Here is a 13,221-nt window from a genome sequence, read left to right on the forward strand (position 1 = left end):
CGGCCCGGCCGAGGACCGCCCGTGAGCCGCTCAGCGCGGCAAATGCGAGACGGCCCCGCCTCCCGTGGGAGACGAGGCCGTCTGTGCCGACGACGAGCGTCAGTTCTGGTAGGACCCGAAGTCGAAGTCGTCCAGAGCGACAGCAGCACCGCCTGCGGTGTTGCCGAACTCGTAGTCGTAGGAGTCGTAGCCGGTGACGGAGTACGCCGCGGCGCGGGCCTCCTCGGTGGGCTCCACCCGGATGTTCTTGTACCGCTCGAGACCGGTACCCGCCGGGATCAGCTTTCCGATGATCACGTTCTCCTTCAGACCCAGCAGCGAGTCGGAGCGGCCGTGGATCGCCGCGTCGGTGAGGACGCGGGTGGTCTCCTGGAAGGAGGCCGCGGACAGCCACGACTCGGTCGCCAGCGAGGCCTTGGTGATGCCCATCAGCACCGGACGACCCGAGGCGGGCTGACCGCCCTCGGAGACCACGCGGCGGTTCTCCTCCTCGAAGCGCACCCGGTCGACGAGGTCGGAGGGCAGCAGGTTCGTGTCGCCCGACTCGATGACCGTGACCCGACGCAGCATCTGGCGCACGATGATCTCGATGTGCTTGTCGTGGATCGCCACGCCCTGGCTGCGGTACACGGTCTGCACCTCGTCCACCAGGTGCTCCTGCGCACGGCGCACACCGAGGATCCGCAGGACGTCCTGCGGGTCGGGCGTGCCGTTCGTGAGCATCTGGCCGACCTCGATGTGCTGGCCGTCCTCGACCATCAGGCGCGAGCGCTTCGAGACCGGGTACTCCTGGACCTCGGAGCCGTCGTCGGGGGTGACCAGGACCTTGCGGGCCTTGTCGGTCTCCTCGATCTCCACGCGGCCGGCGGCCTCGGCGATCGGCGAGCGACCCTTGGGCGAGCGGGCCTCGAAGAGCTCGACCACGCGGGGCAGACCCTGCGTGATGTCGTCGGCCGAGGCCACACCACCGGTGTGGAAGGTACGCATCGTCAGCTGCGTGCCGGGCTCACCGATCGACTGGGCCGCGATGATGCCGACGGCCTCGCCGATGTCGACCAGCTTGCCGGTGGCCAGCGAGCGGCCGTAGCACTTCGCGCAGGTGCCGGTGCGAGCCGAGCAGGTCAGCACCGAGCGGACCTTGACGATCTCGATGCCGGCGGCGATCAGCTCGCCGATCTTGACGTCGCCGAGGTCCTCGCCGGCGGCGGCGAGCACGTCGCCGGTCACCGGGTGGACGACCTCCACGGCCGCCGAGCGTGCGTAGGCAGCGGTCTCGGCGTTCTCCGCCTTGACCACGTTGCCGTCCGCGGTGCGCTCGCCGATCCGCTTGGGCAGACCGCGCTCGGTGCCACAGTCGTCCTCACGGATGATGACGTCCTGCGAGACGTCCACCAGACGACGGGTCAGGTAGCCCGAGTCGGCGGTGCGCAGCGCGGTGTCGGCGAGGCCCTTACGGGCACCGTGGGTGGCGATGAAGTACTCGAGGACGGTCAGGCCCTCACGGAAGTTCGACTTGATCGGGCGCGGGATGATCTCGCCCTTCGGGTTGGCCACCAGACCACGCATGGCCGCGACCTGCCGGATCTGGTTCATGTTTCCGGAGGCACCCGAGTCGACCATCATGTAGATCGGGTTGGCGCGGTCGAAGTTCGCCTCCATCGCCTTACCGACCTCGGCCGAGGCCTGGGTCCAGATCTCGATGAGCTCCTGGCGGCGCTCCTCGTCGGTGACCAGACCGCGCTCGAACTGCTTCTGCACCTTGGCGGCCTGCGCCTCGTAGCCCGACAGGATCGCCTTCTTGTCGTCGGGCGTGGTGACGTCGTCGATCGAGACCGTCACACCGGAGCGGGTGGCCCAGGTGAAGCCGGTGTCCTTGAGCGCGTCCAGCGAGGCCGCGACCTCGACCTTGGTGTAGCGCTCGGCGAGGTCGTTCACGATCGCGCCCAGGGCCTTCTTGCCCACCTCGTAGTTCACGAAGGGGTAGTCGGCCGGCAGGGTGTCGTTGAAGATGACCCGGCCCAGCGTGGTCTCCAGGGTGAACGAGCGACCGGTCTCCCAGTCGCCGCCCTGGCCCAGCGGCGGGACGACGTCGTCGAGGCGGATCTTGACCTTGCTCTGCAGCGAGATCTCGCCGCGGTCGAAGGCCATGATCGCCTCGGCGGGGGTCGAGAAGCCGCGGCCCTCGCCCGGCTCGCCGGTCCGGTCGGTGGTGAGGAAGAACAGGCCGATGATCATGTCCTGGGTGGGCATGGTCACGGGGCGGCCGTCGGACGGCTTGAGGATGTTGTTCGTCGACAGCATCAGGATCCGCGCCTCGGCCTGGGCCTCGGCGGACAGCGGCAGGTGCACCGCCATCTGGTCGCCGTCGAAGTCGGCGTTGAACGCCGAGCAGACGAGCGGGTGGATCTGGATGGCCTTGCCCTCGATCAGCTGGGGCTCGAAGGCCTGGATGCCGAGACGGTGCAGGGTGGGCGCACGGTTGAGCAGCACCGGGTGCTCGGTGATGACCTCTTCGAGGACGTCCCACACGACCGGGCGGGCGCGCTCGACCATCCGCTTGGCGGACTTGATGTTCTGCGCGTGCGACAGGTCGACGAGCCGCTTCATCACGAACGGCTTGAAGAGCTCCAGCGCCATCTGCTTGGGCAGACCGCACTGGTGCAGCTTCAGCTGCGGACCCGACACGATCACCGAGCGACCGGAGTAGTCCACGCGCTTGCCGAGCAGGTTCTGGCGGAAGCGACCCTGCTTGCCCTTGAGCATGTCGGACAGCGACTTCAGCGGCCGGTTGCCCGGGCCGGTGACGGGACGGCCACGGCGGCCGTTGTCGAACAGCGAGTCGACGGCCTCCTGCAGCATCCGCTTCTCGTTGTTGACGATGATCTCCGGAGCGCCCAGGTCGAGCAGCCGCTTGAGGCGGTTGTTCCGGTTGATCACGCGACGGTAGAGGTCGTTGAGGTCCGAGGTGGCGAAGCGGCCACCGTCGAGCTGGACCATCGGGCGCAGGTCCGGCGGGATCACCGGGACGGCGTCGAGGACCATGCCCTGCGGCTGGTTGCCGGTCTTGCGGAACGCGTCTACGACCTTGAGGCGCTTGAGGGCGCGGACCTTCTTCTGGCCCTTGCCGGTGGCGATGGTCTCGCGCAGCGACTCGACCTCGGCCTCGACGTCGAAGTCCTGCAGGCGCTTCTGGATCGCCATCGCGCCCATGTGGCCCTCGAAGTACTTGCCGAACCAGGTCTTCATCTCGCGGTAGAGCATCTCGTCGCCCATCAGGTCCTGGACCTTGAGCGACTTGAACTGGCTCCACACCTCGTCGAGGCGGTCGATCTCGCGCTGGGCGCGGTCGCGCAGCTGCTTCATCTCCCGCTCGGCGCCGTCCTTGACCTTGCGGCGCGCGTCGGCCTTGGCACCCTCGGCCTCGAGGGTGGCGAGGTCCTCCTCGAGCTTGCGGGCGCGGTCCTCGATGGAGGTGTCGCGACGCTTCTCGAGACGCTCGCGCTCCAGCTGCACCTTGCCCTCGAGCGAGGACAGGTCGCGGTGACGCGCGTCCTCGTCGACCGAGGTGATCATGTAGGCCGCGAAGTAGATGACCTTCTCGAGGTCCTTCGGCGCCAGGTCGAGCAGGTAGCCCAGCCGGCTCGGGACACCCTTGAAGTACCAGATGTGGGTGACCGGGGCGGCGAGCTCGATGTGGCCCATCCGCTCACGGCGCACCTTGGAGCGGGTCACCTCGACGCCGCAGCGCTCGCAGATGATGCCCTTGAAGCGCACGCGCTTGTACTTGCCGCAGTAGCACTCCCAGTCCCGGGTGGGACCGAAGATCTTCTCGCAGAAGAGGCCGTCACGCTCGGGCTTCAGCGTGCGGTAGTTGATGGTTTCCGGCTTCTTGACCTCGCCGTGGCTCCACGTGCGGATGTCGTCCGCGGTGGCCAGGCCGATCTGAAGCTGGTCGAAGAAGTTCACATCGAGCACGGTGGCTGCTGTCCTTCGTTTGATTCTTGAAAAATGTGTGGACCGAGGGCCGGGAGGCGCACCGGTGGGTGCGCCTCCCGCGTCACTCAGACTTCTTCAACCGAGCTGGGCTCGCGACGCGACAGGTCGATCCCGAGCTCCTCGGCGGCGCGGAAGACGTCTTCCTCCGCGTCGCGCATCTCGATGGCGGTGCCGTCCTGGGACAGCACCTCCACGTTGAGGCACAGCGACTGCATCTCCTTGACGAGCACCTTGAACGACTCGGGGATGCCCGAGTCGGGGATGTTCTCGCCCTTGACGATCGCCTCGTACACCTTGACGCGTCCGGGGACGTCGTCGGACTTGATCGTCAGCAGCTCCTGCAGGGCGTAGGCGGCGCCGTACGCCTCCATCGCCCAGACCTCCATCTCGCCGAACCGCTGGCCACCGAACTGGGCCTTACCGCCCAGGGGCTGCTGCGTGATCATCGAGTAGGGGCCGGTGCTGCGGGCGTGGATCTTGTCGTCCACCAGGTGGTGCAGCTTCAGGATGTACATGTAGCCGACCGAGACGGGCTCGGGGAACGGCTCGCCGGACCGGCCGTCGAACAGGTCGGCCTTGCCCTTCTCGCCGATCATCCGCACGCCGTCACGGTTGGGCAGCGTGGAGCCGAGCAGGCCGGTGATCTCGTCCTCGCGGGCACCGTCGAAGACCGGCGTCGCGACCTTGGAGTTGGGCTCCGCGGACTCGGCGTGGATCTTGATCAGGCGCTGCTTCCACTCGGCGTCGGCCGGGTCGGCGTGCAGGTTGAGGTCCCAGCCCTGCTTGGCCAGCCAGCCGAGGTGCAGCTCGAGGATCTGGCCGATGTTCATCCGTCGCGGGACGCCCAGCGGGTTCAGGATCACGTCGACCGGGGTGCCGTCCTCCATGAACGGCATGTCCTCGATCGGCAGGATCTTGGCGATGACGCCCTTGTTGCCGTGGCGACCGGCGAGCTTGTCGCCCACCGAGATCTTGCGCTTCTGCGCGACGTAGACGCGGACCAGCTGGTTGACGCCCGGGGGCAGCTCGTCGCCGTCCTCGCGGTCGAAGACCCGCACGCCGATGACCGTGCCGGACTCACCGTGCGGCACCTTCATCGAGGTGTCGCGCACCTCGCGCGCCTTCTCACCGAAGATCGCGCGCAGCAGCCGCTCCTCCGGCGTCAGCTCGGTCTCGCCCTTGGGCGTCACCTTGCCGACCAGGATGTCACCGGTGGTGACCTCGGCGCCGATGCGGATGATGCCGCGCTCGTCGAGGTCGGCCAGCATCTCCTCGGAGACGTTCGGGATGTCCCGGGTGATCTCCTCGGGGCCGAGCTTGGTGTCGCGGGCGTCGACCTCGTGCTCCTCGATGTGGATCGAGGTGAGGACGTCCTCCTGCACCAGGCGCTGGCTGAGGATGATCGCGTCCTCGTAGTTGTGACCGTTCCACGGCATGAAGGCGACCAGCAGGTTGGTGCCCAGCGCCATCTCGCCCTGGTCGGTGCAGGGACCGTCGGCGATCGGCGTACCGACCTCGAGCCGGTCGCCCTCGCTGACCAGCGGACGCTGGTTGATGCAGGTGCCCTGGTTGGAGCGGCGGAACTTGGCCAGCCGGTAGGTCTGGTAGGTCCCGTCGTCGTTCATGGTCTCGACCGCGTCGGCCGAGACGTCCTTGACGACGCCGGCCTTCTCCGCGGTGACCACGTCACCGGCGTCGACGGCGGCACGGAACTCCATGCCGGTGCCGACGATCGGCGAGTCGCTGACCACCAGCGGCACGGCCTGACGCTGCATGTTGGCGCCCATCAGCGCGCGGTTCGCGTCGTCGTGCTCGAGGAAGGGGATCAGCGCGGTCGCGACCGACACCATCTGGCGCGGCGAGACGTCCATGTAGTCGACCTCGCCGGCCAGGATCTCCGAGACCTCGCCGTCGCGCTGGCGCACCAGCACCCGCTCCTCGACGAAGCGCAGGTCGTCGTCGAGGACGGCGTTGGCCTGCGCGATGACGTAGCGGTCCTCGTCGTCGGCGGTGAGGTAGTCGATCTGGTCGGTGACCTGACCGTCGACGACCTTGCGGTACGGCGTCTCCACGAAGCCGAACGGGTTGATCCGGCCGTAGGAGGCCAGCGAGCCGATCAGGCCGATGTTCGGGCCTTCCGGCGTCTCGATCGGGCACATCCGGCCGTAGTGCGACGGGTGGACGTCGCGGACCTCCATGCCGGCGCGGTCACGGGAGAGACCACCCGGACCCAGCGCGGAGAGGCGACGCTTGTGCGTCAGGCCCGCGATGGGGTTGGTCTGGTCCATGAACTGCGACAGCTGGGAGGTGCCGAAGAACTCCTTCAGCGCCGCCACCACGGGTCGGATGTTGATCAGCGACTGCGGCGTGATCGCCTCGACGTCCTGGGTCGTCATCCGCTCGCGGACCACCCGCTCCATCCGGGCCAGGCCGGTGCGGAGCTGGTTCTGGATCAGCTCGCCGACCGTGCGCATGCGACGGTTGCCGAAGTGGTCGATGTCGTCGGAGGAGACGCTGAGCTCGCCCTGGGGCGAGTCCATCTGCTCGCGGCCGTCGTGCAGCGCGACGATGTACTTGATCGCGGCGACGATGTCGTCGACGGTCAGCGTCTGCTGGTCGAAGGCCTCGGTCAGCCCGAGCTTCTTGTTGATCTTGTAGCGACCGACCTTGGCGAGGTCGTAGCGCTTGGGGTTGAAGTAGTAGTTGTTCAGCAGCGTCTGCGCCGCCTCACGCGTGGGCGGTTCGCCCGGGCGCAGCTTGCGGTAGATGTCGAGCAGCGCGTCGTCCTGGCCCTGGGTGTGGTCCTTCTCCAGGGTCAGCATCATCGACTCGTACTCGCCGAACTCCTCGCGGATCTGCTCGTTGGTCCAGCCGAGGGCCTTGAGCAGCACCGTGACGTTCTGCTTGCGCTTGCGGTCGAGACGGACGCCGACGAGGTCGCGCTTGTCGATCTCGAACTCCAGCCACGCGCCACGCGAGGGGATCAGCTTGGCGGTGTAGATGTCCTTGTCGGACGTCTTGTCGGCCGAGCGCTCGAAGTAGACGCCCGGGGAGCGCACCAGCTGGGAGACCACGACGCGCTCGGTGCCGTTGATGACGAAGGTGCCCTTGTCGGTCATCAGGGGGAAGTCGCCCATGAAGACCGTCTGGCCCTTGATCTCACCGGTGTCGTTGTTGGTGAACTCCGCCGAGACGTACAGCGGAGCGGAGTAGGTGAAGTCCTTCTCCTTGCACTCGTCGACGGTGTACTTCGGGTCATAGAAGACCGGGTTCTCGAACGACAGGGACATCGTCTCGGAGAAGTCCTCGATCGGCGAGATCTCCTCGAAGATCTCGGTCAGCCCCGACTTGCGGGACACGTCCTCCCCGGCGGCGAGGCGACGCTCGACGACGGCCTGCCACTTGTCGTTGCCGACCAGCCAGTCGAAGCTGTCGGTCTGCAGGGAGAGGAGCTGTGGAACCTCGAGAGGCTCGCTGATCTTTGCGAAAGAGATTCGACGGGAGTTACCAGCGTTGGTGCGCGCGGCCAAGAGATTTCCTTCGAAGGGATCGCTGAAGGTTGTGTGGCGCCGGCCCACCACAAACCGGCCACCGGGCAGGCCGAAGAGTATTTGAGAGCGGGCGCAAAGAAGAAGACTAGCGCAGCCGCGGGCGCGCGACAACCCATCGCGGGGGTCAAGCGACGACGAGCGTCGCGACCATGGCGATCATCTTGGACGTCGCAGCGGCCAAGGTCAAGCGCAACCGTCCCGTGTTGGGGACAGGCCGGGTCAGTCGCGCCCGCTCGCGCCTAGTCCTGCTCGGGCGTGTCGCCGCCAGCGTCGCTCGGCGCCGCCGGGGAGTCCGCCTCGGGCGCCTCCTCGACCGGCGGGCCCTGGACGTCGGCGACGAGCCAGTCGCCGTCGACCTTCTCCATCGTCAACGTGGCGTACGCCGCGGTGCGGGCCGGCTCGGTGCGCTGCTTGTCGGTGGTCAGCTGGTCGAAGGCGACGAAGACCTGCACCCGGTCGTCGGCCTCGTCCCCGGAGCCGTTGCGCACCACGCCCGATGAGATGAACTCCACATCGACCTTGATCCCCAGCCGCGGAGCGTTCTCCTCGAGCAGCGAGAACAGCTCCTGGTAGTCCTTGCGGTAGTCCCCGGTCAGCAGCGCCGAGGCCGCCTCCCGGTCCGCGGCCATCCGGGTGTGGTCGTAGGCGAAGACGATGGTGGCAGCCTGCTGAGCAGCCCGCTCGGCCTCCTCGGCCGCCTTCTCCACCGCGTCGGTGGACGGGCGGAACAGGTGCACGGCGACCGCGCCGGCGGCCAGCGCGACGGCAAGCACGCCGAGCGCGACCAGCAGCAGCACGGGTGCGGGACGGCGGGTCGACGGGTCCGTGGCGGCGCTCGCGTCGTCGCTGACCGGCTTGTCCAGGGAGACCTTCTCGGAGTCCTCCCCCGGCTCGGCCTCGTCCTGCTCCGGCGTGGTCTCGGGCTCCTCAGCCTCGGCCGCCTCGGCGGCCAGCTCGGCGTCGTACGTCGCGCGACGCTCGTCGTCGAGCAGCACCTCGGCGGCCTGGTTGAACACCCGGAACCGGCGGTCGGTGGGGTCGAGGTCGGCGATCGCGGCCTTCCAGGCCGCCTTGACCTCGGCCGGGGACGCGCCCGGGTCGACGTCGAGGAGGTCGTACCAGTTGGCTCGCATCACGACTCCTGGGCCAGGGGGGTGTACTCGTCGACGAGCCACGTGCCGTCGACCTTGACCAGCTCGGCCTGGATCCGGAACTGGAAGGACGTCGGCACCCCCTTGCGCTTGGTGCCGGCCGGCGGGTCGTAGGTGACCCGCACTCCCCCGGCGACCAGCACGGTCGCGGAGTCGTCGTCGAGCTTGGAGACGCCCGTCGCGTAGACGTCGCCGATGTTGGTCTCGCCGAGCTGGGCCACGCGCGTCTCGTTCATCGGGACGCCCTCGGCGAAGGACTCCTGGAGCTTCGGCGTGATCACCTCCTCGACCAGCGCCTGGTACTCGCTCAGCTTGCCCTGCTCGTCGAGGTCCTCGGGGCCGAAATTGTTGACGCGGAGCACGAACTGCTCGGCTTGGGCCATCACCTCGTCGCGGGTGCGCTGCACGCCGCCCTCGCCGTCGGCGCGCACCAGCGTCCACGCCAGCGCCGCACCGGCGAGCAGCACGGCCAGCGCGAGGACCGGGAGCAGGGCCCGCCGCAGTCGGCCGGGCCGGGGCGCGAGCGGCGTCTCGGGGGACGCCTCCTCACCCGCGGGATCGGGGTCGGGTCGGGTGTCGGTCACTTCCGCGTCTGCGTCAGCGGGCGAAGCAGCAACCACTTCCACGACTCCTCTCCAAGACTTCGGGGGGCCAACGTACCGGGGCTGGTGGCAGTGCCCTCCTCCGCCGTCTCGGCAGCGTCCTGCCAGCGGACCCGACCCGTCGCGGCGTCGACCTCGGCCACGATCGGTGCGCCGTAGTCGGCCCCCGCGCGCGGGACCTGCGAGGCGCCGCGGGCGTTGGTCTTCGAGGGGGGCTCGGTGCACTGGGCGTTCATCACCATCGGCCGGTTCTCGAGGTTCTGCGGAGGCCGGGTGTCGGTGACCTCGTAGCCCTCGTGGCAGACCTCGGGCGTGGTCGTCAGCACCAGCCCGAAGTGGGCGTCGTAGAGCTGGGTGCGCGGGTCCTTGGCGACGACCGTGAAGCCGCCCTCCACCACGTAGGGGTAGATCGCCAGGAGCTGCTCGATGCCGTCGAGGCGCTGGAGGACGATGTCGCCGGTGGTGACCAGGTTGTTGATCAGCGACGCCAGGTCGACCTCGTTGTCCTCGAGGAACCGGCGCAGCTGGTTGGCCGTGGCGCTGCCGTTGTCGATCACCGAGCGCAGGTCCTCGTCGGAGCCGGCCAGCGCGCCGGTGAACAGGCTCAGGTCCCGGGCGAACGAGCGGATCGAGTCGGCGGAGTCGAGCTGGGTGCTCAGCACCGTGTTGCTGTCGCGGATCAGGTCCGTGGTGAGCTCGAAGTTGGCGTCGGCGGTGTCGATGAAGGAGGTGCTGGTGTCGATGATCTGCTGCAGGTCCTCGCCGGTGCCGTCGAAGGCGACGCCGAGCTCGCGCACCACGGTCTGCAGGTCGTCGCGGTCCACGGAGTTGACCGTGTTGGACAGGTCGGTCAGCAGGGTCTGCGTGGCGATCGGGGTGCGCGTCATCTCGGCCGGGATCTCGGAGTCGTTCTCGAGGAACGGCCCGTCGTCGACCTCCGGCTGGAGCTCGACGTACTGCTCACCGACCGCGGAGCGGTTGCCGACCACGGCCAGCGTCTCGGCCGGGATCTCGTCGTGGTCGTTGTCGATGCCCAGGTGGACGTCGACGCCGTCCTCGGTGAGCACCATCTTCTCGACCTCGCCGATGCGCACACCGCGGTAGGAGACCTCGGCGCCGGCGAAGATGCCGCCGGACTCGCCGAAGTGCGCGACGACCGTGTAGGCGTCGTCGAAGAGCAGCCGGTCCAGGCGGGCGTAGCGCGCTCCGACGAAGCTCACCCCGACGAGCGTGATCACCACGAAGATGACCAGCTGCACCTTGGTGCGACGGGTGATCATCGGATCACCGTCCCGCGCACCATCAGCGAGACGAGGTCCGGGTCGTAGGTCTGCATCAGCTCACCCATCGTGGCTCCAGTTCCGCTGGTGGGCGGCTGGGGGCTCTGCCCCAGCGGCGCCCGGTTGAGGCCGAGCAGCGCGCCGAGGCCGCCGAGCAGGCCGCTGCCGCTGCCGCCCTCCCCGCTGCTTCCACCGCCGGCGCCGGCAGCGCCGCCACGGGGGCGCTTGGGGCACAGCGCGCCGGCCAGCAGCCCCAGCGGGGTGGCGCACACGACGTTCGTGAGGTCCTTGAGCGTGCCGGTCAGGAACCGGCCGCAGCCGGCTAGGTCGGGCGTGCCGTCGACGAGGTCGTTGAGGCAGGCGCTGAGCCGCTCGCGCGCACCGTTGCAGAGCTCGGTGAGGTCGAGGTCGGCCAGGTTGTCGTCGATCAGGTGGAACGGCACGCAGACCTCCTCGGGCAGACCGGGGACCGTGACGGGCGAGCCGTCGAGGTTGAGGTCCAGCTGGAGCGAGAGGTTGGTGTAGTCGCCCATGTGCAGGTTGCGGGCCACCTGCGGGTCACGGCCGATGACCTCGTCCACGAACGGGTAGGTCAGGATGACCTGGACGGAGTTGACCAGGTGGTCGCCGCTCTCGGCGAGCTTGTTGATCACCGGGGTGAGCTGGCGCAGCGTGGTGATCGTGGCGTTCTTGGACGCCTTGATCACCCGGACGCCGGTGCTGCTGAGGCGGTTCAGCGCACGCAGCGCCTTGATCAGGTCGTCGCGCTGGGTGTCCAGTGAGGCCACGGCCGAGGGCAGCTCGTCGAGCGTCCGCTCGATCGTGCGCTCCTGGGCGTTCACCGACTTGGAGAGGTCGTTGAGGGAGTCGATCGCGTCGACGATGTCGTCGCGGTTCTCGTCCAGGGTGGTGACCAGGGTGTTGGCCTGGCGCAGCACCGACCGGGCCGTGCCCTCCCGGCCCTCCAGCGCGAGGTTCAGCTCGTTCGCGATGGTCTTCACCTGGGCGATGCCGCCACCGTTGAGGACGAGGCTGAGCGCGGAGAGCACCTCCTCGACCTCCGGGTTGCGACCGGAGCGCTCCAGCGGGATCCGGGCCCCCTCCGCGAGGGGCTCGTCGCTGCCCCCCTCCTCGGGCGCGGCCAGCTGGACGAACTTCTCGCCCAGCAGGCTGGTCTGGCGGATCTCGGCCACCGCGTTGGCGGGCAGCTCGGTGTCGCCACGGATCTCGAGCTCCACCACGGCGGTCTGGCCGTCGAGGTCGATCTGCTTCACCATGCCGACGTTGACGTCGTTGACCTTCACCGTCGACTGCGGCACCAGGTCGAGCACGTCGTGGAACTCCACGCTCAGCGTCATCGGGTCGTCGCCGGTGTCGGCGCCACCGGGCAGCGGCATCTGGTAGATGCTGAAGTCGCAGGCGGAGAGCAGCAGGGTGGTGAACAGCACCAGCACCGCCGAGCGCAGCGCGGAGAGGCGTGCGCGTCGTGGGAGAGTCGTGCGGGTCATCGGCGTCCCTCCACCAAGCCTGCGAGCGTGGCGTCGAAGCGCTCCGCGGAGCTCGCCACACCGCCCTGTCCGAACGCCGCGGAGCGCGGCAGGATCGTGCTGATCAGGTCGCAGATGCGGCCCTTCGTGTCGATCTGGTTGACCAGCCCGCACAGCAGGACACCGGGGTCGTTGCGCACCTGGTTGAGGATCTCGCCCAGGTTGGCCCGGGTGTCGAGCGTGCCCGACTGCGGGTTGTAGGTCAGCGCGAGGTTGTTGAGCGCGAGCGGGGCGACGTCGAGGATCTGCTCCAGCGCGCCGCGCTGCTTGACCAGCACCTTGGAGACCCGGTTCAGCCCCTTGATGTTGCGCCCCAGCAGCTGGCGGTTGTCCTTGACGAACGTGGAGACCGTCTCCATCGCCACCGAGAGGTTGCGCAGGGCGGAGGAGAGCTCGCGTCGCTCGCCGGAGAGCAGCTCGGAGACGTCGGCGACCGAGGTGTTGAAGTCGCGGACCGTCTCGTCGTTGTCGGCCAGGGTCTTGAGGAACGACTCGAGCTTCTCGGCGGCGCCGAAGAGCTCCTCCTTGTTGTCGTCCAGCGTGCCGCTGAACTTCCCGAAGTCCTTGATCGTCTGGTTGAGCGCAGCGCCCTGGCCCCCGAAGTTCGCCGCGGTCGTGGTGAGCAGGTCCGAGAGGGCGCCGTCCTTGTTGGCTCCGGTCGGCCCCAGGGCGACGGTCAGGTCGTCGATGCTCTGGTAGATCTGGTCGAGCTCGAGCGGCATGCTCGTCTGCTCGGTGCTCAGCTCCGCGTCGTCGGCGAGCACCTCGCCCTTCTTGTAGACCGGGGCCAGCTGGATGTAGCGGTCCCCCACGATCGCCGGCGCCACGATCAGGGCCTTGGCGTCCACCGGCACCTTGACGTCGGCGTCGTAGGCGATCCGCACCTCGACGTCGGTGCCCGAGGGCGTCACCGACTCCACCTCGCCGACCGGCACGCCGAGCACCCGCACGTCGCTGCCCTCGTAGACCGACACCGTGCGCGGGAAGTGCGCGGTGAGGTACTTGCGCTCCTTGCCGCCGAACATGGCGATGCCGGCGGCGACGACCAGGATCAGCACGATCCCCGGGACGAGCAGCTTCTTGACCTGGTTCAT

General features: G+C 68.6%; 7 protein-coding genes. All 7 read right to left on the minus strand.

The features are described 5' to 3' along the window. Window positions 1–99: 99 nt before the first annotated feature. The 7 genes from AC6EI4_RS17170 to AC6EI4_RS17200 all read right to left on the minus strand — a co-directional run bounded on the left by AC6EI4_RS17170 (window position 100) and on the right by AC6EI4_RS17200 (window position 13,221). A complete protein-coding gene (locus AC6EI4_RS17170; protein ID WP_498420781.1) occupies window positions 100–3,975 on the minus strand; it encodes a DNA-directed RNA polymerase subunit beta' in 3,876 nt (1,291 codons plus the stop codon). 86 nt (window positions 3,976–4,061) lie between these two features. Next, a complete protein-coding gene (gene rpoB, locus AC6EI4_RS17175; RefSeq protein ID WP_498420779.1) occupies window positions 4,062–7,526 on the minus strand; it encodes a DNA-directed RNA polymerase subunit beta in 3,465 nt (1,154 codons plus the stop codon). Between the two features lie 260 nt (window positions 7,527–7,786). Then, a complete protein-coding gene (locus AC6EI4_RS17180) occupies window positions 7,787–8,680 on the minus strand; it encodes a J domain-containing protein (RefSeq protein ID WP_498452211.1) in 894 nt (297 codons plus the stop codon). Further along, a complete protein-coding gene (locus AC6EI4_RS17185; protein ID WP_498452212.1) occupies window positions 8,680–9,282 on the minus strand; it encodes a hypothetical protein in 603 nt (200 codons plus the stop codon). Before AC6EI4_RS17185 ends, AC6EI4_RS17180 begins: the two co-directional genes overlap by 1 nt. Further along, on the minus strand, window positions 9,279–10,580 hold the full coding sequence (locus AC6EI4_RS17190) for an MCE family protein (RefSeq protein ID WP_498452213.1): 1,302 nt from the start codon (window positions 10,578–10,580) through the stop codon (window positions 9,279–9,281). The genes AC6EI4_RS17185 and AC6EI4_RS17190 overlap by 4 nt, the downstream gene beginning before the upstream one ends. Next, window positions 10,577–12,088: an MCE family protein gene (locus AC6EI4_RS17195; RefSeq protein WP_498452214.1), complete on the minus strand. Its 1,512-nt coding sequence runs from the start codon at window positions 12,086–12,088 to the stop codon at window positions 10,577–10,579. The genes AC6EI4_RS17190 and AC6EI4_RS17195 overlap by 4 nt, the downstream gene beginning before the upstream one ends. Further along, window positions 12,085–13,221 carry an MCE family protein gene (locus AC6EI4_RS17200; RefSeq protein WP_498452215.1) on the minus strand — a complete coding sequence of 379 codons (1,137 nt, stop codon included), beginning with the start codon at window positions 13,219–13,221 and terminating at the stop codon, window positions 12,085–12,087. Before AC6EI4_RS17200 ends, AC6EI4_RS17195 begins: the two co-directional genes overlap by 4 nt.

Source organism: Nocardioides sp. Z43_10 (assembly GCF_059766615.1).

Bases quoted from the DNA above. Each gene is read 5' to 3' on its own strand.
- AC6EI4_RS17200 (WP_498452215.1), bottom strand. From the start codon at position 13,221: ATGAACCAGGTCAAGAAGCTGCTCGTCCCGGGGATCGTGCTGATCCTG.
- AC6EI4_RS17190 (WP_498452213.1), bottom strand. From the start codon at position 10,580: ATGATCACCCGTCGCACCAAGGTGCAGCTGGTCATCTTCGTGGTGATC.
- AC6EI4_RS17180 (WP_498452211.1), bottom strand. From the start codon at position 8,680: ATGCGAGCCAACTGGTACGACCTCCTCGACGTCGACCCGGGCGCGTCC.
- AC6EI4_RS17195 (WP_498452214.1), bottom strand. From the start codon at position 12,088: ATGACCCGCACGACTCTCCCACGACGCGCACGCCTCTCCGCGCTGCGC.